A 22,471-nucleotide genomic window follows, 5' to 3' on the forward strand; every position below is an offset into this window, starting at 1 on the left:
ACCCCGGCGTATGATGACGCCCCCGGTCAAGAGTGGACCGCGCTTCAATAACATGATCCAGTCGGACAAGGTCCGCGTGATCGATGAAAACGGCGAGAACATCGGCGTGATGTACACGCGCCAGGCAATCGAGCAGGCGGCCGAAGTCGGCCTTGACCTGGTTGAGGTCTCGCCCAACGCCGATCCGCCGGTCTGCAAGTTCCTCGATGTCGGCAAGTACCGGTATGAGGCCCAGAAAAAGGCCAATGCCGCGCGCAAGACCCAGAAGACGCAGGAGATCAAGGAGATCAAGATGCGTCCGAACATCGATGACCACGACTACGATACGAAGATGCGCAACGTCCGCCGCTTCATCGAGGATGGTGACAAGGTGAAGGTGACCCTGCGCTTCCGCGGTCGTGAGCTTTCGCACCAGCAGCTGGGCATGAACCTGCTGCGCCGCGTGCAGGAAGACGTGGCGGAGATCGCCAAGGTCGAAGCCTATCCGCGCATGGAAGGCCGCCAGATGCTGATGGTGCTGTCGCCCAAGTAAGCGCAGCGGCACATCGCATGGCCACATACGAAGGGCGCGCCGCATGGCGCGCCCTTTGTCGTATCGGCACTCAGCCGGGAAGATTTTCCGGCAGCAGCGGCTTTTCCAGCACCACCATTGCCAACGGCGGATCCAGCACGATCGGGAAAGGCCGCTTCTCGCCCGTCAGCGCGTAGCCGCGCCGCTGGTAATAGGCGATCAGTTCCAGTCGCCGGTCGATCACCGTCATTTCCATGGCACGCCCGCCGAAGACATCGCGCGCCAGGCTTTCCGCTGCGGCAATCATCGCCCGACCCAGACCGCCGGCCTGCAGCAGCGGATCGATGCAGAGCAGGCCGAGGTAGCAAAGCCCATCGCCCCGGTCCGTCACCTGCACGCACCCGATCGGCGCGCCTTCATCGGACAGCGCCACCAACAGCCGGTCTGCCGGGCTTTCCAGGATCGCCGCAAGTTCAGCCAGGTCGGTCCGCTCGCCATCCAGCAAGTCGGATTCGAAAGTCCAGCCCGCCCGCGCGCTGTCGCCCCGGTAAGCGCGTTCGATAACGGGATGGAGGGCTGGCAGATCGGTTTTGACGGCGACGCGGATTTGCATGATCGGGCTCCTGACGGGCGGGATCGGATGCCTAGACGGCGTTACCCCCGCGGGCAACGTCCCAGTGCCGCGCGTCCCAGTGCCCTGCCTCCCGGTGCCCTGCGCTACACCCCGTGCCTACAGACCATCAGCGGGTCTTCAGCGCCCCTTCCACTCGCGGCGTTCCTCTGCCGCGCGCAGGACTTCGTAGGCCAACTGATAGGTCTGGAAAGCCTTCGCCGCTTCGGCATCGCCGGGCTTCACATCGGGGTGGACTTCCTTGGCCTTCATGCGCCAGGCTTTGCGGACGGCGTCGAAATCCGCATCGGGATCGAGGCCCAGCGCTTCCAGCGCGCGCAACTCGTCCCGGCTGCGGGTGCCGTCCCCCGAACCGCCCCAGCCATAATGCGCCGATTCCTTGTAGCCTTCCGCCTCGGACCGTTCTTCCGCCTCACGCCGGGCCGCTTCCTCGGCATCGAGGCCGGCAAAGTAGTCCCACCCGGCGTTATATTCAGCGGCGTGCTTCTGGCAGAAATACCAGCGATCGGGGCTGTTCGGGCTCTTGGGAGCGGGGCAATCGCCCGGTTCGTTGCAGCCGTGCCGATCGCACAGGCGCACCTCTGCCGCCTCGCGCGAGCTGCCATAGCTGCGCCAGCGCGGAAACCCCCAGTCCATGGAACGACCAGCGCGACTCATTCGACCGCCGATACCTGCCGACTCGAAACCATTGCAAGCCCCAACTGGGCGCACCGCAAAAGCGTCAAAAATGAAAAGGCCCGGCTCGCAGCTGCGAACCGGGCCTTTTCGAAATTCATCGAACCGATGGCGATCAGTCGATCGTGACGGTCACCGCGCGGCGGTTCTGCGCCCATGCCGCCTCGTCCGAGCCGAGCGCGATCGGGCGTTCCTTGCCGTAGCTGACGGTGTTGAGGCGCGCGGCGTCGACACCCAGGCTGACGAGGTAGTTCTTGGCCGCATTGGCGCGGCGCTCACCCAGCGCAAGGTTGTATTCGCGCGTGCCGCGTTCGTCGGCATGGCCTTCGATCGTGGCGCGCTTGTTCGGGTACTGCATCAGCCACTGCGCCTGCTTCGACAGCGCGGCCTGGTCTTCGGCGTCGATGTCATAGCGATCGAGCGCGAAGTGGATGGTGTCCGAACCCATCATCTTGGCCACGAAGTCGGCCTGGCTGCCGGCAACGGGGCCGGTCGGCTGCTCGGGGCCCTGGGTGGTCGTGGCCGGGCCCGGCTCGGGCGGAAGCTGCTTGGGCGCCTTGGTGCCGCATGCCGACACGGCCAGCGCGCCGGCGACGAGGAGCATTGTCGTTCCGGTCTTCACGTATCCGGCTTTGCGCGGGAGGGGGGACATGAGGGCAGGCATTGAGGCAATCTCCTGTGGTGCGCAGCCATTAAATGGCCTGCGTCTGTTGAGGTTCCGTGTAATTGTAAACACTGTCAACCTGAACGGTTGCCGACCGGGGGCCGGCAGCGTTCAGGTTACAGCGAAAGAATGGCTCAGGGGCGAACGGGGCCCCAGGCCGGATCCGAAGCGCCGACGGGGGTCGGCAACTTGCGTTCGTTCTTGCCGGTAAGGTCCACCTGCCAGATCGACGACTTGCCGGAAGTCTTCTCGGTGCGGAAGAACTGGACGATGCGTCCGTTCGGCGACCACGTCGGCGCCTCATCCTGCCACGAATTGGTCAGGTAGCGCATGCCGCCGCCGCTGGGGCTCATCACCGCGATTCGCAAGTTGCCGGCAATGTGGGTGAAGGCGATCTGGTCGCCGCGCGGGCTCCATTCCGGCGTGGCCGAACGGCCGCCGAAGAAGCTGATGCGGCGCTGGTTCGAACCGTCCGCATTCATCACGTAGACCTGCTGCGAACCGGAACGGTCGCTCTCGAACACGATCTGGTTGCCGTCCGGCGAATAGGAGCCGCCGATCGAGATGCCCGGCGTGTTGGTCAGGCGCGCGGGCGTGCCGCCGTTGGACGAGATGCGATAAATGTCGGTATTGCCGCCGGTGGACATCGAATAGAGGATCCACTTGCCGTCGGGCGACCAGCGCGGCGCCATCGTCGGCGCGCCGGTGCGGGCGATCAGCTTCTGCGAATCACTGGCCAGGTCATAGACGTAGATGCTCGGCTGTCCGTTGAGGTAGGACAGGTAGAGGATCTTCGAATAGTCCGGCGAATAGCGCGGCGTCAGCGCCGTCGCCTGTCCGCTGGTCAGGTAGCGGTGGTTGGCGCCGTCCGAATCCATGATCGCCAGCCGCTTCATGCGGTGGTCCTTCGGACCCGTCTCGGCGATGTAGGCGATCTTCGAATCGAAGAACGGGCTTTCGCCGGAAAGGCGCGAATAGACCATGTCCGCGCACTTGTGCGCGGCACGGCGCCAGTCCGCCGGGCCCACCTGCCAGCCGCCCTTGACCAGCTGCTGCTTCAGCTGGACGTCGTAGAGGTAGCAGCCGATCGTCAGGTTGCCATCGGCGCCCGCGCGGACGTAGCCCTGCACCAGCATGTTGGCGGCACGCGCAGTCCAGGTGGGATAGTCCGGCGCCTGCACCTGCGGATAGGCCGGCTGCGGCAGACCATCGGGGCCCGACGGCTTGAACAGGCCGTTGTTGCGCAGGTCCGATGCGACCACTTGCGAAAGCGCACGGCCCAGCGCGGCAGTCGACCCTGCATTGGTGCTGGTCGGCACGTCGTTGTCGGTCGCGAAATTGGTGATCGCGATGCCAAGATCCTGCCAGGCGCCATCGGCCGAGACCGAGCCCGTCAGGCCACCATCATCCACATCGAGGCCCTGATCCCCCTGAGCGGGAGCAGGCTGGGTAGGCACGGGCTGCGCCGGCGCCGGCTGCGATTGCGCATAGACGCCGTAGACGGGCGCGGCCGAAGCCAGGGCGAACGACAGGACGAACCTAAGGGGACGAGAAGTCATTGCGAAAGCCTCAAGTCGAAGCGGAAGGACGAGACGCGTTTCCACGAATCGTAGTATTCCGAGGGGAGATTGAAAGGCGAAGCGAGTTGCACGGCCCGGATCGCCTGTTCGGCATGGCGCTGCGCCTGCGCACGGTTGGCATCGGTGATGCCCATCTGACGCACAACGGTGGGCTTGCCGGCAAGGCTGCCGTCCGGATTCAGGTTGAACGACAGAATCGTTACCAGCTGATCCGCATCGGCACCGTCTGGCGGATTCCAATGCGGCTTGAGCTGGCGGGTAATCGCACCCGACAGCGCGGAACGGACCTGCGGCCCGACGGCGGCGGCGGGCGCGCCCTTGCCCTGGTTGCTGGTTGCCCCTGAAACGCCGGCGAGGAAGTCCGCGCCCACTTTCGATCCGCCGGCCTTCTTCGGCTGGGCGGACGGCGTCGTGGCGGTATTCGCCGAACGCTCGGTACCCGCCAGAAGGGTGTCGATCGGGCTCTTGCGCGGCGGCGTCTGGGCAGCCGGCTTGGCAACAGGCTTGGGCGCCGGCTTCGGAGCGGGCTTGGCCGGCGGTGCCGGTGCGGGCTTGGGTGCGGGCTGTTGAACCGGCTTCGGCACCGGCCGGGGGACCGGCGCGGGCTTGGGGGCCGGCGCCGGGGGCACCGGCTTGGGCTGCGGGACCGGCTTGGGTGCCGGCGCGGGGATCGGTTCCGGAGCCGGCGCGGGTTCGGGCGCCGGAGCCGGCACTGCCTCGCCCAGTTCCGGCGCGATATCGGGCGCGGCCTGTTCGTTGGGATTGGGCGAGGTGGACGTCAGGCCGACATCGTCGCTCAACGTCACTTCGATCCGCTGCGGCGGCGTAATGACAGGCGGCTCACCCGTGTGCATGCGCAGCAGGACCAGAAGCCCCGCATGCAGCGCAAGCGCCACCGCGAGGCCAAGCCCCTCTTCCTTGCGTAGTCGCTGAGTTGCCATCGCGATCAGCCTAGCTCAGCCGCCTGAACCGCCGCTGACACCCGTCACCAGCGAGATCGACGTGAAACCGGCATGATTGAGTTCGCCCATGACTTCGATCACGCGGCCGTAATCGAGCGACTTGTCCGCGCGCAGGGTAACCTGCGGTTTGTGGCCATCGGCAGCATTGGGAACCCCTGCGAGACGTTCGGACAGTTCGCCCGGCGCCAGCGCCTCGGTCTCGTAAAAGACCGTGCCGTCGCGCTTGATGGAGATCGTCAGCTGGTCGCTCTCGTCGTTCATGGCCTGCGCGCGGCTATCCGGCAGGTCCACGGGCACCGCCGCCTTCATCAGCGGCGCAGTGACCATGAAGATGATTAGCAGCACCAGCATGACGTTGACCAGCGGGGTCACGTTGATTTCGGCCATCGGCGTGCGGCTGCCGGCACGACCGCGTCGGCCGCCGCGCCTGCCTCCTCCGCCGGACATTCCCATCGCCATCAGCGCTGCTCCAGCTCACGCGTGAGCGCGGAGTGCAGCTTGTCGGCGAAGCGCTGCATGCGCGATTCGAACAGGTTCACGCGGTGCGAGAAGCGGTTGTAGGCGATGACCGCCGGGATCGCCGCGAACAGGCCGATGGCGGTGGCGAACAACGCCTCCGAAATGCCCGGCGCGACGACCGCGAGCGAGGAATTCTGCTGCTGGCCGATCTGGAAGAAGCTGTTCATGATGCCCCAGACGGTGCCGAACAGGCCCACGAACGGGGCAACCGAACCGACCGTCGCCAGGAAGTTCAGGCGGTTGGACAGGCTGTCCGCCTCTTCGCCCACGGACGAGTTCATGGCCATGGCAATGCGTTCACGCGCGCCTTCCGGGTCGATCTGCTTCATCGCCGCATTGCGGCGCCATTCGGCCAGACCCGCACCGGCCACCTTGCCCAGCGGAACGTCGCCACGGCGACGATCCTTCTGATAGGATTCGAAATTCTGGGCCTCCCAGAAGCCCTCCTCGTAATCCTCGGACGTGCGCGAGACGGAACCCATGCGCAGGGTGAAACCGATGATGATCGTCCAGACCCACAGGCTGGCCAGCAGCAGTCCGCCCATGATTGCCTGCACGACGATATCGGCGTGAAGGAACAGTTCGATCGGGTTCAGGTGATTGGAATCGCTGCCGATGGAGATGGCGGAGGCGAGCATTTCGAAAGTCATTCTTGTCCTTCCGGGCCGGGCTGGAGGTCCTGCGAGGAGCTTTGGAGGATGGTCTTGAAGGCCTGCTGCCAGGCCTCGGGTTGTCTGCGCGGTCGTCCATCAGGACTGATGAACCCGACCTTTACCATGGCTTCGGCAAGGCGGATTTTTCCGCGTCGCGCGGTCTGGCGCAGGGTGCAGCTGACCCGTCCGACCTGCACCGCTTCGGTATCGATCACCACGCCGTCGCCCAGGCGGGCGGGCGAAAGGTAGCGGATATTGACTTCCGCCACGGTGTAGAGCCCCGCACCCGATTCCAGCGCGGCACGCTGGTCGATGTCCAGCAGGTCGAGCAGGTCCGATCGCGCGCGTTCGAACCAGCGGATGTAATTCGCGTGATAGACCACCCCGCCCGCGTCGGTATCCTCGTAGAACACGCGCAGCGCATAGCGGTGGACCGGGCCGTCGAAGCTGCCGCTCTGGGGCCGGGGATCCGTGGAGGGTAGGTCGTCGCTCATTGCGCGGGTTGTGTAACGGCAGCGACCGGACGTGCAAACCCTCGTCGGGTCCTGACGGGGAGAATTGCCGACATGACGGCGCGGGATCGGGGCAAATCCCGCGGTTATCCCCCAAAAACTGGGCGGATCGCCGGCAAATCCGGCCCGGCCGGACTGCGCGGCGGGAAGACCTCAGTCCGCGATCATCTGGAAGAACTGGCGCCCGCCGAAGATGTGGACATGCAGATGCGGCACTTCCTGATGGCCGTTGGTGCCCATGTTGACGAGCAAGCGATAGCCCGGCCCGTCCAGTTCCAGCTGGCGGGTGACATTGCCCACCGCGCGCATGAAGCCGGCGATTTCTGCATCGTCGGCGGTGGTGGTGAAATCGTCCCACGACACATAGCGGCCCTTGGGGATCACCAGCACGTGGACCGGAGCCTGCGGCCGTATGTCATTGAAAGCGAGCGCGAATTCGTCTTCGTAGACTTTGCCGCAGGGCAGTTCGCCACGCAGGATCTTCGCGAAGATGTTGTTGTCGTCGTAAGGCTCTCTGGGATCGATCGGCATCAAAATCTCCGCGTTTTTCTTAGTCTTGGGGACGGGCTGCCTTCTCGGCAATGCCCGATACGCCCTCACGCCGGTCCAGTTCGTCCAGAACGGCACTGAACGGCACATTGCGGGCACCCAGCAGCACCATCAGGTGGAAGATCAGGTCCGCAGCCTCACCGGTCAGCGCCTTCCCGTCTTCCGACAGCGCAGCGATGATCGTCTCGGTCGCTTCCTCGCCCAGTTTCTGTGCGATCTTGCCCAGACCCTTGGCATGGAGCTTCGCGACGTAGCTGCTGGCCGGATCGGCATCGCGGCGCGCAGCGATGGTCGCTTCAAGGCGGGCCAGGGTGTCCGACGATGGTGGGGTTTCGGAAGTGCTCATCGCCCGCAGCCATGCGCAAGCGCAGCCGCCGGGTCAAGCGGGAGCCGGTCAGTCCTCGCGCTTCCCGCGCGAGAAACGGCGTCCGATCCACACGCCCGCCACGCCGATGCCCAGCAGCACCGCGCCGCTCGGCTCCGGCAGCACCGTGGCGTCGGCCGCAAGCGCGGGGACCGGCGCCAGCGCAGCGACGAGCAGGCCCGTGATCCAGGGCATCCGCAGCGATGGCGACGAAGAAGGTAGTGGGAGGAGCAAGGGGGCGACTCCGGCAGTTCCGACTGGTGTTTTCCCTTTGCGGGCAGGCCACCCCCACCGGCAAGCCGGCAACTGGGCGCGTCCCGTTACGGGGCAGGTTTTTAACGAAGGTTACGACTGAAGGATGCTACCCCCGCGCCGGCAGGCCCGCCGCGCGCAGCGCCGCGTGCGCTTCGGCGATCGAGTGCTTGCCGAAGTGGAAGATCGATGCCGCCAGCACCGCGCTCGCCTTGCCCTCGGTCACCCCGGCCACGAGGTGATCGAGATTGCCGACCCCGCCGCTGGCGACCACCGGGATCGACACCGATTCCGCGATCGCGCGGGTCAACGCCAGATCGTATCCGTTCTGCGTGCCGTCCCCGTCCATCGAGGTGACGAGCAGTTCGCCCGCGCCATAGTCTGCCAGCTTCACCGCATGTTCCAGTGCGTCGATCCCGGTTGCCTTGCGGCCGCCGTGGGTGAAGATCTCCCACTTGCCCGGCGCCACCCGCCGCGCATCCACCGAGGCGACGATGCACTGCGAACCGAACTTCTCGGCAATGTCCGCCACCACTTCGGGGCGCGAGACGGCGGCGGAGTTCACCGCCACCTTGTCGGCACCCGCCAGCAGCAGCGCGCGGGCGTCTTCCGCCGTGCGCACGCCGCCGCCCACGGTGAGCGGCATGAAGCAGACTTCCGCCGTGCGCTGCACCACGTCGAGCAAGGTGCCGCGCCCTTCGTGGCTGGCCGAAATGTCCAGGAAGCACAACTCGTCCGCGCCGGCCTTGTCATAGGCGCGCGCCTGTTCGACCGGATCGCCGGCATCGATCAGGTCCACGAAGTTGACGCCCTTCACCACGCGCCCGTCGCGGACGTCGAGGCAGGGAATGACGCGGATTCTTACGGTCATGGCTTCACTCTACCGGCTTGAAGAACAGCATCACGCACAATGCGCCCAGCGTCAGGCACACGGCAAGGTTGAACGCCGAATAGCCCCAGAACTTGCGCGGATTGTCGGCCAGCGAGGTTTCCACTTTCGACCGCGCGCGGCTGAACAGCAGCAGCCGTGCCTTGCCCTCGCGAAAGTCGCGCAGCGCCCAGAGCGCGCTGGGCACCAGCACCACCATCGCCAGAACCGCGACGAGGCGGTTTTCGTTCACGCGCGTTCGGCCATCTGGATCGCGGTGGCGAGATCCAGGCGGCCGTCATAGAGCGCGCGGCCGGTGATCACGCCTTCGATCCCGTCATTCGCATGCAGTGCCAGCAGGCGGATATCGTCCAGCCCCTTCACGCCGCCCGATGCGATCACCGGCAGGTCGGTGCGGCGGGCGAGGTCGACGGTGGCGTCGATGTTCACGCCCTTCAGCAGGCCATCGCGGCCGATGTCGGTGAACAGCAGCGAGGCAACGCCGGCATCCTCGAACCGGCGGGCCATGTCGACGATCGAAACGTCGGACACTTCCGCCCAGCCCTCGGTCGCGACCATGCCGTCGCGCGCGTCCACGGCGACGACGATGCCGCCGGGGTATTCCCTGGCCATGTCCTTGACGAACTGCGGATCCTTCAGCGCCGCGGTACCCATGACCACGCGGCTGACGCCCAGTGCGAACCAGCCGGCCACCGCTTCAGGGGTGCGGATGCCGCCGCCCAGCTGCACGTGGCCGGGGAACACTTCGAGGATCGCCTCCACCGCCTCGCGATTTTCGGCCCGGCCCGCGAAGGAGCCGTCGAGATCGACGACGTGGAGATATTGCGATCCCGCCTCGGCGAACAGCATGGCCTGCGCGGCGGGGTTGTCGCCATAGACGGTGGCGCGGCCCATGTCGCCTTCGGCAAGGCGGACGACCTGCCCCTGCTTGAGGTCGATGGCGGGAAATACGATCATCTGGCGATCCTGACGTAGACTATTTCGTCGCCCCCGCGAAGGCGGGGGCCCCGCTGGCGGCGGAGCACGACGAGAGCAGAAGGAAGCGGGATCCCCGCATGCGCGGGGATGACGTGAATTGGGACGGGGAGCGGCGCGCCGCGCTCACGGCTTCCATTCCAGGAACCGCGACAGCAGCGCAAGGCCGTAGGCCTGGCTCTTTTCGGGGTGGAACTGCACGCCCACGACATTGTCCCTGGCCACCGCGGCGACAAGGCCGCCGCCGTGATCGGTCATCGCCGCGACATGCGCGCCATCGTCCGGCTGGAAGTGGAAGGAGTGCAGGAAATAGGCCTCGCCCGCGTCGATCAGGCCCTGCGCCGGATTCTTGCGGCCCAGCGAGACGTCGTTCCAGCCCATGTGCGGAATCTTGATCGCGGGGTCGGTGCGCTCGATCAGCTGGACTTGCCCGCCGATCCAGTCCAGCCCCTTGGTCACGCCGTGTTCCAGCCCGCGCGTGGCCAGAAGCTGCATGCCCACGCAGATGCCCAGGAACGGCGCGCCGCCCACATGGACGCGTTCGTTCATCGCCTCCACCATGCCGGGAATGCCCCAGAGCCCTTCGGCGCAGGCGCGGAACGAGCCGACGCCCGGCAGCACGATGCGGTCCGCCGCGCGCACCACATCGGGATTCGCGGTGATCGCCACGTCTCCGGCCCCGGCGGCGCGCAGTGCGTTCGCCACCGAATGCAGATTGCCCGCGCCGTAGTCGATCAGCGCCAATGTCATCCGGCGAGACCGGCCACGCTGTCGTCCAGGAAGCCCGGCGCCCATTCGATCACGTCCACCTCGGCCACGACGCCGGCCACGAAGGGATCGCTGGCGGCCAGCGCCACCATCGCCTCTCGGCTATCGCCCTTGGCCAGGATGATCCCGCCATCGCGCGGCACCTTGCGGCCCCAGCCGACGAAGCGGCCCGCGGCATGGTGGGTGCGCAGCCATGCGACATGGTCGTCCAGCAGCGCGTCGACCTGTTCGACCGGGGCGATATAGCGAAGCGAGAAGATGAAGAGTGCCATCAGAGAGTATCTCCGCCGAGGATGCCCTTGGTGGAAGGGATCGCCCCGCCCTTGCGCGGGTCAAGCTCCACCGCCGTGCGCATGGCGCGGGCAAAGCCCTTGAACAGCCCTTCGCAGATGTGGTGGTTGTTGGTGCCGTAGAGCAGTTCCATGTGCAGGGTGATGCCCACGGCCTGCGAAATCGAATGGAACCAGTGTTCGACCAGTTCGGTATCGAATTCGCCCAGCTTGTCCTGCGTGAAACCGGCCTTCCACACGAAATAGGGGCGGCCCGAAATGTCCAGCGAAACGCGGCTCAGTGCCTCGTCCATCGGCGAATGCACGTCGCCGTAGCGGCCGATGCCCGCCTTGTCGCCCAGCGCCTGGCTGATCGCCTGGCCGATGGCGATCGCACTGTCCTCGGTCGTATGGTGCTGGTCCACATGCAGGTCGCCCTGGATATGGCAGGTGATGTCGATCAGCGAATGGCGCGAGAACTGCTCGATCATGTGATCGAGAAAGCCGATACCGGTGGAGACGTCATAGCTCCCGGTGCCGTCGAGGTTCACCGAGACCGCAATCTGGGTCTCGTGGGTCTTGCGATTGATCGAGGCGGTGCGCATGGCAAGGGCCTATAGACCTCTATCGCGCGGAATCAATTGTGCGCGTTGCATGGCGGGCGAGCAATCTTCGTTCGCGCCCGGCGGCTGATGCCCCTCGTTCCAAGCCCTGCGCGCCCATGGACACGCGGCATCGGGATTTACACCTAAGACAAGCACGCAAGAGTCGCGGTCCAAGCCGGAAATCAGACGAAAATCGCGATTTCGAACCGGCCGCACTTCAAAACGACCTAGGGAAAACACGCCCGGTCATGCTATTTTATCGCCGAACCCGCTTGACCGGCAGGTCTTGCGCAAGCACCTAGGGCGCGATGAACGATACGCCTCAAGACAGCCTGATCCCCTACGACGAGATCGTCCAGGAGGCCCTGCGCGCCGTCGTCGGCCGCGTACTGGGCCAGGTGGAAGCTTCCGGCGGCAACCTGCCGGGCGGCCACCACTTCTACATCACCTTCAAGACCGGAGCGCCGGGGGTTTCGATTCCCGTCGAATTGCGCACCCGCTTTCCGGACGAGATGACGATCGTGCTCCAGAACAAGTTCTGGGACCTTGCGGTGGGTGAGGAGGGCTTTTCCGTCAGCCTCAGCTTCAACCAGCGCCCGTCGAACCTGGTGATCCCGTTCTCCGCGATCACCGCCTTCGTCGATCCGGCGGTGGACTTCGGTTTGCAGTTCCAGGCCATTTCGGACGACGAACTGGAAGAGGAACTGGCCGCCGAGCCCGGCAACGACGCGGAACGCGATGTGGCCTCGCGCATTACTCCCAGCGAAGACGGCTCGAACGTCGTTTCGGTCGACTTCGGCAAGAAGAAGTAGGCGGGCCCAGCTGCCCGGGAAAGCGTAACGGCTATGGCCCTGGGCAAGTTTCAGCGGGCGATCCAGGACGAACAGGGACGCCAGGATAAGCAGGGGCGCCAGGATAAACAGGGACGGCTGGCGGCCATGGCCGAAGCCGCCGTTCCTGCGCTTCCCGATCCCGCGCAACCTGAAGCGGCGAAGCCCAAGGGCCGCGCCGCCAAGGTGAAGGCCCGGATCAAGGGAAAGGCCGCCGATCTGCACGGCCCCAGCCCCAATTCCGCCACCAATCTGGTCATTGCCGACATTGCCCTGCGCGGCGGCGCCGCCATCGCGCGGCGCGCGGTGGAGCACGCCCTGCTGGGCAAGTCTTATGCCCCGCGCAAGGCCACCGCGATCCTCAAGGGCCGTTCGCTGGGCGAATCGCTGGCCCATGGCGTGCTGGCCCGCGTGGCGCTGACTTCGGTGCCCGGCGCCATCATGGTGGTCGGCGGGTTGGCGGCAAAGACGCTCTATGACCGGTCGCGCGCCCGCAAGGCGAAGGCCAACGGCCAGAAGCAGCTGAACGATATGGCCAAGGACGGCGCCGAAGGCTGACGCCCGAACCGCGGGCAATCTACGCAGTTTCCCGTGATGTGCACCTGCCCTCTTGATTTGCGCGGCGCGCATCGGCATCGGGGCACATGGTCAACTCTCCCGAAAATCCCGCAGATGCGCTGGCCCGGCGCGGCCTGATGCTGATCATGTCCTCGCCGTCGGGTGCGGGCAAGACGACGATCTCGCGCATGTTGCTGGAACACGATCCGCATATCCGCAACTCGGTTTCCTGCACCACGCGCCCGCCCCGGCCCGGAGAAGTGGACGGCAAGGACTACTTCTTCGTCAGCCAGGCGCAGTTCGACCGCATGGCGGAAGAGGGCGAGTTCCTGGAATGGGCAACCGTGTTCGGCAATTCCTACGGCACCCCCAAGGCGCACGTGAAAGCGGGCCTGAAGGACGGTGAGGACTATCTGTTCGACATCGACTGGCAGGGCACCCAGCAGCTCTACCAGAAGCTGGAGCGCGACGTCGTGCGCGTGTTCCTGCTGCCGCCCAGCATCGACGAGTTGCGCCGCCGCCTGACCGGGCGCGGGACGGACAGCGTGGACGTGATCGCCGCCCGGATGGAACGCGCCCGCTCCGAAATCAGCCACTGGGACGGGTACGACTACGTAGTGGTCAACGACGATATCCAGGCCTGCTTCGAAAAGGTGAAGAAGATCCTGGCCGCCGAACGGATGCGCCGCGCCCGCCAGACCGGCCTGATCGGCTTCGTCCGTGAGTTGATGACGCCCTGATTTTCGGTTTTTTTCGCCCCTTTCCGGGCACCGCTGCGGGTTTCGCGCGTAGAGTCCGGCAAGGGGGCGACCCCAGCCAGTCGCCCCCGACCCTATTCGGGACGGGGAGAGACCGATGACCGCGACAATCAGACCTTTCGCTTGCGCACTGTCCGCCTTCGGCCTGCTGGCCATCGCGGCCTGCGGCCCTTCGCACGATCGGCAAGCCGCGACAGACAAGCCGGACAATTCCGCCACCACCGAGGCTGTAACGCAGCAGGTCGCCAGCGAAATGCCGGATGCCCCTGCCACCACGCCCTCATTGGCAGCCGCAACCAGTCCGCTCTCCTGCGCGGACGAGATCGGCGCAACCGCCGCGCAGAAGCGGGCGGACTTGTGCCGCAACGTCTCGCCCGCCACGCACCCGCCCTGCAACGTCGCCAACAGTTGCGCGATGATCGAGGACGAGATCGCGCGCAGTTGCGCGATGGCCGGCCCCGATGAAAAGCCGATGGCCGGCTGCAAGCCCGACCCGCGCAGCAAGGAAGCGGCCGCCGCCGTGGTGCAGCGCTATTATTCCGCGCTCAACGCCCGTGATTTCGACACGGCCTGGCAGCAATGGGGCGAGAATGGTCCGCCGAACCAGACGCCGGAGAAATTCCGCGCCGGCTTCGCGCATACCCGCGCCACGCATGTCGTCATCGGCACCCTGCAGCCGGGCGATGCCGGGGCGGGATCGATCTACCAGCCGGTGCCGGTAACCGTGGACGCCACCCTGGACAACGGCACGCACCAGCGTTTTCGCGGCACCTACGTGGTGCGGCGGGTGAACGACGTGGATGGCGCGTCGGCCGCGCAACTGCGCTGGCATATCGATTCGGCCAAGCTAGCCCCGGCCCCCTGATCGTTTCCGGACGCTTCGCTTATAGCTCCTGCGCCCTTCCTGCTTGTCCTGCCCGCCCGCACGCTCTAGGCGCGCGGGCGAAGATACTTTCGACAGCCTTCTGGCTGGCAGACTTTCTGGAGACGCGAACATGTCCGAACTCGAAACCGCGATCGAAGCCGCCTGGGATGCGCGCGACACCGTCACCCCCGCCAGCGCCGGCGTGCGCAAGCTGGTCGACGAAGCGCTGGGCCTGATCGAATCGGGCGCCGCCCGCGTTGCCGAGCCGGACGGTCAGGGTGGCTGGAAGGTCAACCAGTGGCTGAAGAAGGCCGTGCTGCTCTCGTTCCGGCTGAACGACAACGCCCCCGTCGCCCACGGCGCCGGCGGCGCGCCCGCGTTCGACAAGGTGCCGGTGAAGTTCGAAGGCTGGGCCGACGAAGACTTCCGCAAGGCCGGCTTCCGCGTGGTTCCGGGCGCCGTCGCCCGCCGCGGCACCTTCATCTCGAAGGGCGTGGTGCTGATGCCCAGCTTCGTGAACATCGGCGCCTATGTGGGCGAAGGTACCATGGTCGACACCTGGGCCACCGTCGGCTCCTGCGCGCAGATCGGCAAGAACGTGCACATCTCAGGCGGCGTCGGCATCGGCGGCGTGCTTGAGCCGCTGCAGGCCGGCCCGGTCATCATCGAGGACAACTGCTTCATCGGCGCCCGTTCGGAAGTGGCCGAAGGCGTCGTCGTCGGCGAAGGCGCCGTGATTTCCATGGGCGTGTTCCTGGGCGCATCGACCAAGATCGTCGACCGTGCGACCGGCGAAGTCCACATCGGCAAGGTTCCGCCCTACTCGGTGGTCGTCCCCGGATCGCTGCCCGGCAAGCCGCTGCCCGACGGCACCCCCGGCCCGTCGCTCTACTGCGCGGTGATCGTCAAGACCGTGGACGCGCAGACCCGCTCGAAGACCGGCATCAACGAGCTGCTGCGCGACTGATCGCTCGCATCGCCAAGTTGCCAAGGGGGGCCGGGTGCGGATGCATCCGGCCCCCTTTTTCATGATCCCGTCACGCAAACCGGCGATCGACGAAGGGATCGCCCGCCCTGCCGGAACATGGCAGCCACCGATGCGTTATCCGCCCGGCAAGGCCTCCACTTTCGAGGGGCTGCCGCAACTCGGGAGTCGCCAACCATGATATCAGCCGGTGAGGACGCTCGCCCTGAAGACGGGCCAAACGATACGCGTGACCGGGGTATGCGCAGGTATGGCAGACCGGCCGGTCCGCACCGCCGCGCCGGGCCGCAGGAGGCCATGCCCCGCGTCGTGCGCAATGTGCTGCTGATCAGCGTGGCCGCATCGGTCGCCGTGCTGGGCCTGCTGGGTATCGTTCACATGCTGGACGGCGCCATGATGGACCGCGACGGGCCCACCCGGCACCCGGCGGAAACCGAACGCGAACCGGCCGCACCGGCGGCCATACCGCTCCGCGCCCGATCCGCGGCTGGCTGACGGCCATGGACCCGCTCCAGCGCTTCATCGATGCCCAGGCGGCGATCTATCCGCAAGTGGTGGCCGAGCTGGAGAACGGGGCCAAAAGCAGCCACTGGATGTGGTTCGTGTTCCCGCAAGTGGCCGGGCTGGGCCTCAGTCCTACCGCGCAGCTCTACGCCATCGCCGGGCTTGTGGAAGCGCGCGCCTATCTTGCCCATGCCGTGCTGGGCGCGCGGCTGGATGAATGCACCGACACGATGCTGGGCTGGGCGGGCGAGCGCAGTGCCGTCGCCATCCTGGGCGGGGTGGATGCGCTGAAGTTCCGCAGTTCGATGACGCTGTTCGAGGCGGCAGGCGGCGGTCCGCGATTCTCCCGCGCGTTGGATGCCTTCTACGATGCAGAACGGGACGCGCGCACGCTGGACCTGATCACCGGCCCCGCCTGACCCCGCCGCCGCACCGGGAACCCGGCGCCGGATCGCGCGTTATGCAACTGGCCCGTGGTGTACTGTGGGCATTGCGCCCCCTTCTCCACGCGAACGCGGCCATCAATGCCGCCGGCCTGCGGGAGAGCCCTGATGCAACGTGTTGGCGACGAAGTTCACCTTGACGATGATGAAGCCCGTTCGGGCAGCACCCCCCATGTGGTGCGATGGATGCTGGTGTTCGGCCTGCTCCTCGCGGTGCTGGCCATGTCGGCGATCTGGATCACCCGCGCCATCCACGACCAGCCGCGACAGGGCGATCCGGTAACTGCGGAGGAACACGCGCTGGGCAACTGACCCGGCGTACCGGCGCTGGCTTGCATCCCGTCGCCGCGCCTTCGGAACGGCATCGGCAACCCGCGTGGAAGGCCAGGATGGCGCAACGCTGGCGAAATGCGTGTTCGGTGCCGGATCAAAAAGTTTCTGGAAGAAAAAAGAGCCGCCGGCGAAGGCGGGGCACGTGAGGCGACCTCATGCTCGTGTCCGTTCTACCTTGCCGGAAATGGATCGCCCCCCGACGTCCAATCCAGCCAAGCACCGACGGCTCCCGTAAAAATGGCGACGCATCGCCATCCCCCTATGACTTGACGCATAGGTTCATTCACTTGCGCAACCGTTAAATGAGCTTGCGTATATCGCAAGATGTTAGGGATGTTAAATTCCGTTAATCCGGAACTTTATCCCGGGTTTTCCGTTTGGAGGCCCGTTCCTCCATTGCATTCCCGACACTTGGGCATCGCCCGGGGGGTTTGCCTCCCCCCTCTCCCCTGCACCAGCTTGATCGCCCTTTCCATGCGGCCTAGCCCCTCGTGACGGGAGAATGCCATGGGAGAGTTCGACTACATCGTGGTGGGCGGCGGCAGCGCCGGTTGCGTGCTGGCCAATCGGCTCAGTGCCGATCCGCGCAACCGCGTGCTGCTGCTGGAAGCGGGCGGAAAGGACGATTACGTCTGGATCCGCGTGCCGGTGGGCTATCTCTATTGCATCGGCAATCCGCGCACCGACTGGTGCTATGCCACGCAGGCCGAACAGGGCCTGGGCGGGCGAACCTTGAAGTATCCGCGCGGCCGGGTGCTGGGCGGCTGCTCCTCGATCAACGGCATGATCTACATGCGCGGGCAGGCGGCCGATTACGACCAGTGGCGCCAGGCGGGCAATCCCGGCTGGGGCTGGGACGACGTGCTGCCCTACTTCACCCGGGCCGAAGACCATTACGACGGCGCCAGCAGCTTCCACGGCACCGGGGGAGAGATCCGGGTGGAGCGCCAGCGGCTGCGCTGGGACATCCTCGAAGCGTTCCGCGACGCCTGCGGCGAACAGGGCATCCCGTATAGCCACGACTTCAACACCGGAGACAATGACGGCGCCGGTTTCTTCCAGGTGACCCAGCGGCGCGGCTGGCGCTGGAGCGCGTCCGACGCCTTTCTGAAACCGGTGCGCACGCGCGCCAATCTCAAGGTGGAAACCGGCGCGCTGGTGGACCGCGTGGTGTTCGAGGGGACGCGCGCGGTGGGCGTGGCCTATTCGGTGGGCAACGAACCGCACGAAGCCCGCGCGCGCGGCGAAGTGGTGCTGGCGGCAGGTGCGATCGGCTCCCCCGCGATCCTGGAACGCAGCGGCGTGGGCGATGCGGCGCACTTGTCCGCGCTGGGCATTACCGCGCGGCTGGACCGGCCCGAAGTGGGCGCCAATCTGCAGGACCACCTGCAATTGCGCTGCGCCTGGCGCGTCACCGGCGTCTCCACGCTGAACCAGCGGGCCGCGACACTGTTCGGCAAGGCGCTGATCGGCATGGAATATGCGCTTCGCCGCAGCGGGCCGATGGCGATGGCACCCAGCCAGTTGGGCGTCTTCACCCGCAGCGATCCGCACTATGCGACGCCGAACCTGGAATACCATGTCCAGCCGCTAAGCCTGGAAGCGTTCGGCGGGGCGCTGGACCCCTTCCCCGCCTTCACCGCCAGCGTCTGCAACCTTCGGCCCGAAAGCCGGGGCACCACGCGCATCGCCGCGGTGGACCCGGCGGCGGCACCGGCGATCCGGCCCAACTATCTCTCCACGGAGGAGGACTTGCGCGTTGCCGCGCAGGCGATCCGGCTGACCCGCGCGATCGCCGCCCAGCCAGCCCTTGCCCGCTATGCCCCGCAGGAACTGCGCCCCGGCCCGGCGTTCGAGAGCGAGGCGGACTTGCGCCGCGCGGCGGGGGAGATCGGCACCACCATCTTCCACCCGGTGGGCACGGCGGCGATGGGCCGCGTGGTCGATGCGCGCCTGCGCGTGGCCGGGCTGGACGGCTTGCGTGTGATCGATGCCTCGGTGATGCCCACGATCACCTCCGGCAACACCAATGCGCCGACGATGATGATCGCGGAAAAAGGGGCGGAGATGCTGCTGGCCGACGCGGTGGGTTAGAGCGTTCTCCGATCCGGTGGAATCACCTGATGACCCGGAAAACGCGGCAAACCAAACGCCTGGAGCAGTGGATCCGATGCATCGGATCGGAAACGGCTCCGGCCCCGCCTAAGCCAGCAGGGCCCGGGTCCGCGCGACGATCTCGCCCACATAATCCCGCGCCGCGTCAACGCCGATCGCGGCTTGCGGCAGGGTAACGTCGATCCCCAGCGTCTTGCCGCGCGGCAGGGCATCGACGAATTCGCGCAAGGGCAGTTCGCCTTCGCCCGGGATCAGGCGCGGGCTGCGGGTATCGCTCTCGCCGTCACCCAGCGCGCCGTCGCAGATGCGCACATGCCCGATCAGCGCCGAATCCAGCTCCGCGATCTGCCGCACGGAACCACCGGTGCGGAAGAAATAGAGCGAATCGATCGTCAGGCTGGCCTTGTCCTCGCCGATCTCGCGCACCAGGTCCAACGCCTCACCCAGGCTGCGGGTGGTCAGCACCGGCGCGAAGATGATCGACAGGTCCATGCCGCGCGCCTGCGCCATCGTCGCCAGTTCGGCCAGTTGGTCGCGCGCGCGGTCACGCTCCAGCCCGTTGTCATGGGCGCCCAGTCGCTTCGCGCCCAGCTCGGCAAAAAGGTCGAAATCCGCCGCACGGTCAGCCGGGGTGATCATGTCCGATGCGGCCAGCCCCTCACCCAGCTTGATGCAGATGCCGGTATCGGCCAGCGCGGCCTTGACCTCGCGCCGCAGCGCCGCGTCCTCGCGCAGCGACCATGCGGGATAGCCGGCCTGGCTGTCCCGCTGCTGCTCCAGCCCCAACGAAACGCGGGTGCAGCCCAGTTCGGCCGCCAGCCGGATGTGCTGGACCGGCCCCATTCCCGCAAGCGTGCGCGATTCGATACCGAGCGGATGGGGCATGATGGGATCCTCTCGTTTCTGAAGGCTTGGAATTTGCGAACTTGAAGCCAGGCTGCAAATGCCTCCAATATCGCGCCCACATTCCCAATGCACGCGCGAAAGCCGCGCCGGAGTTGAAACGACCGCATGACCGATCCCGCCGCGATCATTTCCCGCCTGCAACTTGCCCCGCATCCCGAGGGTGGCTGGTATCGTGAAACCTGGCGGGCGGCTGCGGCAAATGGTCAGCGGCCGACAGCCACCGCGATCCACTTCCTGCTCGAAGCACACCAGCGATCGCACTGGCACCGGGTGGACGCGGCGGAACTGTGGTTCTGGCACGCCGGCGCCCCCATCGCGCTGTCCATCGCGCCGCAGGATGCCGGCCCGGTGACCCGCACCGTGCTGGGCGGGCGGGTGCTGGAGGGAGAGGCGGCGCAGGTTCTGGTCCCCATCGGCCACTGGCAGGCGGCCGAACCGCTGGGCGGCTGGGCACTGGTAAGCTGCGTGGTGTCCCCGGGCTTCCATTTCGGCGGCTTCGAACTGGCCGCGCCAGACTGGTCGCCCGGGAATGCCGCGCCTTCCGGCGCCTGATCAGCCTATCGAGCAGCCGTCGCCTTCGCTGGTCTTGGTGCCATCGGGCTTGTACCAGGTCGCGATCGGACCGGCCTTCTCATCGTAATAGCAGACCGACGAGACGCGATTGGTCGCCGCGTCGACATGCACCGCATAATTGTGCGCGCCGCAGTTGTGCAGTTCGCAGCGGGATGCGGCGATGTCGCCGTTCACCTTTTTCACCGGGCCCACCGGGCCTTTCATCGCCGCGATGGCGGCGGCGGCCTTGGGATCGGTGACGGCAGCGGCCACGCCGGAGACGACCACCGGATCGTCGAAGAAGGAATGCGCCCCCACCTTGTCCAGCGGATACTTGCCGACATAGACCGACAGATCCGGCGCCGATGCGGGGGTGCCGGTGGCGTTGTCCGACGATGCGATGCTGGTCGTCACCACGACCGGGGCGACCGTCTCGGTAGCGACGGCGGTGGTTTCCACGACTGCCGGCTGCTTGCTTCCGCAGCCCGCCGCCAGCAGCAGCACGGTCATCGTCGCCCAGCAGCGCCTGTCGAAACCGAACCTGTGAAATCGGGAATCGCGCAATCGGGGATCATGCATCGCATCGTCTCCTCTCCGGGAAGGCATGTGCCTTTCCGGTGAACGTCGCCACCCCCGTGTCGGCTCCCGTCCGGAGCACGCCCCAACCCGCGGACTATGCCCACGCGCCCGCGCCGCTCTCCAGCCGCAAGCGCCGATCGGGAAATCACCCCCGGATCGCGGGCTTCCAGCGCATCGCCAGCATGATCACCACCGGCCAGAACAGCGTGGCGATGAAATCGCGGATCGTGTCCGGCCAGTTCCACGAACCATGCGCCAGCCGGTCGACGCATTCGTTGGCCACTTCGCACAGTAGCACCACCATCACCGGCCAGCGCGAGCTGAGCTTCCGCTTCAGCAGGATCGCGGAAATCAGCCAGATCGTCAGGCCGGCATAAGTATGCGCGAACTTGTCCGGCTGGGGGCACAGGGAAACGATCCAGTCGATCGCATGCTCGTAGTAGTGAACGAAGATCATGGCGCCGGTTATGCTGCAAGGCAGCATGACGGTCCAGACCGTCTCGCCTCAGGCCTGTGTAATCCCGCCTGCAATACCCCACTATCCGCAAGGGGCTGATAATGATGGCAAGCGGCCATTCGAACAACAAGGCGCGACGGTTGGACCGCCGCGCCTTGTTCATCTCCCTTCCCTCGGCCCGCTCCCCGCTTCATTCGGGGTAGCGTGTCTGTGCAGCGCAACCGAGCAGCGGGGCCCCCCGTCGTCAGGCGACCTTGCGCTGAAGCTTCGCCAGCGCGCGGTCGATCGCGTCCCGCGCGGCGGCATTCACGGTGCCCGATACGACCCGGTAGACGATCCGCCGTCCCTCCAGAGAATAGGCCACCGTCGCCATCCCATCGTTGAAACTGGACAAATAGAGCGCCGGCTTGCGCTGGATCAGCGCCACATCGTCCGCCCGGGGGACCAGACTGTCCCGCATGAAGTAGGCCCCCGTCATGGCCGCCGCATCCGCAGGTAAAGCCGCCGCATCCGGCGTGCCGACACTGTCCGTCGATCCGGGCAAGTCACCCGATGCCAGTTCCGCAACTTGCGCGGATGCACCAACGGGGCCGGCCAACATGCCAGAACAGGCAAACATGACCGCGAGACACGCCTGAGATGCTGTCAGGAATCGCTTCATGACACCACGCCTTTCGATGGCCTCTTCCAAGGGCAGTGCCGTCTACGCGACCCACCTTAGTTGTTGGGAAACCATAACAGGCGATCAGGGAAATCGGAAGCGATCGTTGGAATTTCCGCAGCGTTCCGGCGATCTTCGGCAGGCACTGGCTGGTCCGGTCGACTTCCTGAAGGTATTGCTAATGCAACGCGATATTATCAAAACACTCACCTACTTGTGCCTGCACCTGACGGTGGGATTCACGGTGGCCTATGTGATGACCGGCTCCCTCGCGCTGGCCGGCGGCATCGCGCTGGTGGAACCTTGCATCAACGCGGTGGCATTCTGGTTTCACGAACGCGCGTGGAAGCGACTGGACGCCGCCGACACCCGGCCGAGTGGGCCGCTGGCCGCACTGTATCCGGCGTAACGATCAAACGGCAGGCCTTTGCCGCCGCCGTTTGCGCAGGGGGGCGGAGGGGAGGGAACGTCCTGTCATGACTCGGTCCGGTTTTCGTGCAAGGAATTGCCGGCGCGCCACGCCCGGCGCGTTTCCGGAACCCGCGCA

33 protein-coding genes are annotated in these 22,471 nt (G+C 66.3%); 12 read left to right on the forward strand and 21 right to left on the reverse strand.

Annotation, left to right across the window (positions count from 1 at the left end; translation table 11 throughout):
• The first annotated feature begins 10 nt into the window (after positions 1–10).
• Complete coding sequence (infC, locus tag WBP06_RS13285; protein ID WP_395328535.1) at positions 11–532, forward strand: translation initiation factor IF-3; 522 nt, start codon at positions 11–13, stop codon at positions 530–532.
• 70 nt (positions 533–602) lie between these two features.
• Here infC and WBP06_RS13290 read toward each other — a convergent pair whose 3' ends face one another.
• The 17 genes from WBP06_RS13290 to hisB form a co-directional block, all read right to left on the reverse strand.
• Positions 603–1,124 carry a GNAT family N-acetyltransferase gene (locus WBP06_RS13290; protein WP_395328538.1) on the reverse strand — a complete coding sequence of 174 codons (522 nt, stop codon included), beginning with the start codon at positions 1,122–1,124 and terminating at the stop codon, positions 603–605.
• 138 nt (positions 1,125–1,262) lie between these two features.
• On the reverse strand, positions 1,263–1,799 hold the full coding sequence (locus WBP06_RS13295; protein ID WP_395328541.1) for a J domain-containing protein: 537 nt from the start codon (positions 1,797–1,799) through the stop codon (positions 1,263–1,265).
• A gap of 133 nt (positions 1,800–1,932) precedes the next feature.
• Positions 1,933–2,421: a peptidoglycan-associated lipoprotein Pal gene (gene pal / locus WBP06_RS13300; RefSeq protein WP_395334158.1), complete on the reverse strand. Its 489-nt coding sequence runs from the start codon at positions 2,419–2,421 to the stop codon at positions 1,933–1,935.
• 194 nt (positions 2,422–2,615) lie between these two features.
• Positions 2,616–4,040 (reverse strand): Tol-Pal system beta propeller repeat protein TolB, encoded by a 1,425-nt coding sequence (gene tolB / locus WBP06_RS13305; protein WP_395328544.1) that lies wholly within the window; start codon positions 4,038–4,040, stop codon positions 2,616–2,618.
• Complete coding sequence (locus WBP06_RS13310; RefSeq protein ID WP_395328547.1) at positions 4,037–5,002, reverse strand: hypothetical protein; 966 nt, start codon at positions 5,000–5,002, stop codon at positions 4,037–4,039. Before WBP06_RS13310 ends, tolB begins: the two co-directional genes overlap by 4 nt.
• Positions 5,003–5,017: 15 nt before the next feature.
• Positions 5,018–5,482, reverse strand: coding sequence for an ExbD/TolR family protein (locus WBP06_RS13315; protein WP_395328550.1), 465 nt, complete (start codon positions 5,480–5,482; stop codon positions 5,018–5,020).
• Positions 5,482–6,192 carry a protein TolQ gene (tolQ, locus tag WBP06_RS13320; RefSeq protein ID WP_395328553.1) on the reverse strand — a complete coding sequence of 237 codons (711 nt, stop codon included), beginning with the start codon at positions 6,190–6,192 and terminating at the stop codon, positions 5,482–5,484. The genes WBP06_RS13315 and tolQ overlap by 1 nt, the downstream gene beginning before the upstream one ends.
• On the reverse strand, positions 6,189–6,689 hold the full coding sequence (locus WBP06_RS13325) for a YbgC/FadM family acyl-CoA thioesterase (RefSeq protein ID WP_395328556.1): 501 nt from the start codon (positions 6,687–6,689) through the stop codon (positions 6,189–6,191). Before WBP06_RS13325 ends, tolQ begins: the two co-directional genes overlap by 4 nt.
• Positions 6,690–6,860: 171 nt before the next feature.
• Complete coding sequence (locus WBP06_RS13330) at positions 6,861–7,238, reverse strand: histidine triad nucleotide-binding protein (RefSeq protein WP_395328558.1); 378 nt, start codon at positions 7,236–7,238, stop codon at positions 6,861–6,863.
• Between the two features lie 19 nt (positions 7,239–7,257).
• Positions 7,258–7,602, reverse strand: coding sequence for a phosphoribosyl-ATP diphosphatase (locus WBP06_RS13335; protein ID WP_395328561.1), 345 nt, complete (start codon positions 7,600–7,602; stop codon positions 7,258–7,260).
• 48 nt (positions 7,603–7,650) lie between these two features.
• Complete coding sequence (locus WBP06_RS13340; RefSeq protein WP_395328563.1) at positions 7,651–7,815, reverse strand: PEP-CTERM sorting domain-containing protein; 165 nt, start codon at positions 7,813–7,815, stop codon at positions 7,651–7,653.
• A 166-nt stretch (positions 7,816–7,981) separates the two neighbouring features.
• Positions 7,982–8,743, reverse strand: coding sequence for an imidazole glycerol phosphate synthase subunit HisF (gene hisF / locus WBP06_RS13345; RefSeq protein WP_395328566.1), 762 nt, complete (start codon positions 8,741–8,743; stop codon positions 7,982–7,984).
• Positions 8,744–8,747: 4 nt separating this feature from the next.
• Complete coding sequence (locus WBP06_RS13350; RefSeq protein ID WP_395328569.1) at positions 8,748–8,993, reverse strand: hypothetical protein; 246 nt, start codon at positions 8,991–8,993, stop codon at positions 8,748–8,750.
• Positions 8,990–9,718, reverse strand: coding sequence for a 1-(5-phosphoribosyl)-5-[(5-phosphoribosylamino)methylideneamino]imidazole-4-carboxamide isomerase (hisA, locus tag WBP06_RS13355; protein WP_395328571.1), 729 nt, complete (start codon positions 9,716–9,718; stop codon positions 8,990–8,992). The genes WBP06_RS13350 and hisA overlap by 4 nt, the downstream gene beginning before the upstream one ends.
• A 144-nt stretch (positions 9,719–9,862) precedes the next feature.
• Positions 9,863–10,486: an imidazole glycerol phosphate synthase subunit HisH gene (gene hisH, locus WBP06_RS13360; RefSeq protein ID WP_395328574.1), complete on the reverse strand. Its 624-nt coding sequence runs from the start codon at positions 10,484–10,486 to the stop codon at positions 9,863–9,865.
• The gene (locus WBP06_RS13365) at positions 10,483–10,776 is read right to left on the reverse strand and encodes a YciI family protein (protein WP_395328577.1); all 294 of its coding nucleotides are present in this window, start codon (positions 10,774–10,776) and stop codon (positions 10,483–10,485) included. The genes hisH and WBP06_RS13365 overlap by 4 nt, the downstream gene beginning before the upstream one ends.
• On the reverse strand, positions 10,776–11,378 hold the full coding sequence (gene hisB, locus WBP06_RS13370) for an imidazoleglycerol-phosphate dehydratase HisB (RefSeq protein ID WP_395328579.1): 603 nt from the start codon (positions 11,376–11,378) through the stop codon (positions 10,776–10,778). Before hisB ends, WBP06_RS13365 begins: the two co-directional genes overlap by 1 nt.
• A gap of 308 nt (positions 11,379–11,686) precedes the next feature.
• Between hisB and WBP06_RS13375 the strand changes: the two genes are divergently transcribed.
• From WBP06_RS13375 to WBP06_RS13415, 9 genes are all read left to right on the forward strand, one after another.
• The gene (locus WBP06_RS13375; protein WP_395328582.1) at positions 11,687–12,190 is read left to right on the forward strand and encodes an SspB family protein; all 504 of its coding nucleotides are present in this window, start codon (positions 11,687–11,689) and stop codon (positions 12,188–12,190) included.
• Positions 12,191–12,223: 33 nt separating this feature from the next.
• Positions 12,224–12,766, forward strand: coding sequence for a hypothetical protein (locus WBP06_RS13380; protein ID WP_395328585.1), 543 nt, complete (start codon positions 12,224–12,226; stop codon positions 12,764–12,766).
• Between the two features lie 86 nt (positions 12,767–12,852).
• Positions 12,853–13,506 carry a guanylate kinase gene (gmk, locus tag WBP06_RS13385; protein ID WP_395328588.1) on the forward strand — a complete coding sequence of 218 codons (654 nt, stop codon included), beginning with the start codon at positions 12,853–12,855 and terminating at the stop codon, positions 13,504–13,506.
• 115 nt (positions 13,507–13,621) lie between these two features.
• A complete protein-coding gene (locus tag WBP06_RS13390; protein ID WP_395328591.1) occupies positions 13,622–14,389 on the forward strand; it encodes a hypothetical protein in 768 nt (255 codons plus the stop codon).
• A gap of 130 nt (positions 14,390–14,519) precedes the next feature.
• Complete coding sequence (dapD, locus tag WBP06_RS13395; protein WP_395328594.1) at positions 14,520–15,356, forward strand: 2,3,4,5-tetrahydropyridine-2,6-dicarboxylate N-succinyltransferase; 837 nt, start codon at positions 14,520–14,522, stop codon at positions 15,354–15,356.
• A gap of 315 nt (positions 15,357–15,671) precedes the next feature.
• Complete coding sequence (locus WBP06_RS13400) at positions 15,672–15,869, forward strand: hypothetical protein (protein WP_395328595.1); 198 nt, start codon at positions 15,672–15,674, stop codon at positions 15,867–15,869.
• A gap of 5 nt (positions 15,870–15,874) precedes the next feature.
• Entirely contained in the window at positions 15,875–16,297 is a 423-nt protein-coding gene (locus tag WBP06_RS13405; RefSeq protein WP_395328597.1) for a DUF1810 domain-containing protein, read from the forward strand.
• A 132-nt stretch (positions 16,298–16,429) separates the two neighbouring features.
• Positions 16,430–16,633 (forward strand): hypothetical protein, encoded by a 204-nt coding sequence (locus WBP06_RS13410; protein WP_395328599.1) that lies wholly within the window; start codon positions 16,430–16,432, stop codon positions 16,631–16,633.
• Positions 16,634–17,161: 528 nt separating this feature from the next.
• Complete coding sequence (locus tag WBP06_RS13415) at positions 17,162–18,748, forward strand: GMC family oxidoreductase (protein ID WP_395328601.1); 1,587 nt, start codon at positions 17,162–17,164, stop codon at positions 18,746–18,748.
• Positions 18,749–18,856: 108 nt separating this feature from the next.
• Here the strand turns inward: WBP06_RS13415 and WBP06_RS13420 are convergent, their stop codons facing one another.
• Positions 18,857–19,654: a sugar phosphate isomerase/epimerase family protein gene (locus tag WBP06_RS13420; RefSeq protein WP_395328604.1), complete on the reverse strand. Its 798-nt coding sequence runs from the start codon at positions 19,652–19,654 to the stop codon at positions 18,857–18,859.
• Between the two features lie 126 nt (positions 19,655–19,780).
• Here WBP06_RS13420 and WBP06_RS13425 point away from each other — a divergent pair, with 126 nt between their 5' ends.
• Complete coding sequence (locus tag WBP06_RS13425) at positions 19,781–20,227, forward strand: cupin domain-containing protein (RefSeq protein WP_395328607.1); 447 nt, start codon at positions 19,781–19,783, stop codon at positions 20,225–20,227.
• Here the strand turns inward: WBP06_RS13425 and WBP06_RS13430 are convergent, their stop codons facing one another.
• From WBP06_RS13430 to WBP06_RS13440, 3 genes are all read right to left on the reverse strand, one after another.
• On the reverse strand, positions 20,228–20,806 hold the full coding sequence (locus WBP06_RS13430) for a hypothetical protein (RefSeq protein WP_395328610.1): 579 nt from the start codon (positions 20,804–20,806) through the stop codon (positions 20,228–20,230).
• A gap of 145 nt (positions 20,807–20,951) precedes the next feature.
• Positions 20,952–21,263: a hypothetical protein gene (locus WBP06_RS13435; RefSeq protein ID WP_395328613.1), complete on the reverse strand. Its 312-nt coding sequence runs from the start codon at positions 21,261–21,263 to the stop codon at positions 20,952–20,954.
• A 244-nt stretch (positions 21,264–21,507) separates the two neighbouring features.
• Positions 21,508–21,882: a hypothetical protein gene (locus tag WBP06_RS13440; protein ID WP_395328616.1), complete on the reverse strand. Its 375-nt coding sequence runs from the start codon at positions 21,880–21,882 to the stop codon at positions 21,508–21,510.
• 223 nt (positions 21,883–22,105) lie between these two features.
• Between WBP06_RS13440 and WBP06_RS13445 the strand changes: the two genes are divergently transcribed.
• Positions 22,106–22,333 (forward strand): DUF2061 domain-containing protein, encoded by a 228-nt coding sequence (locus WBP06_RS13445; RefSeq protein ID WP_395334160.1) that lies wholly within the window; start codon positions 22,106–22,108, stop codon positions 22,331–22,333.
• Positions 22,334–22,471: the final 138 nt, after the last annotated feature.

The sequence above is a fragment of the Novosphingobium mississippiense genome (assembly GCF_044029535.1).
Lineage (GTDB): Bacteria > Pseudomonadota > Alphaproteobacteria > Sphingomonadales > Sphingomonadaceae > Novosphingobium.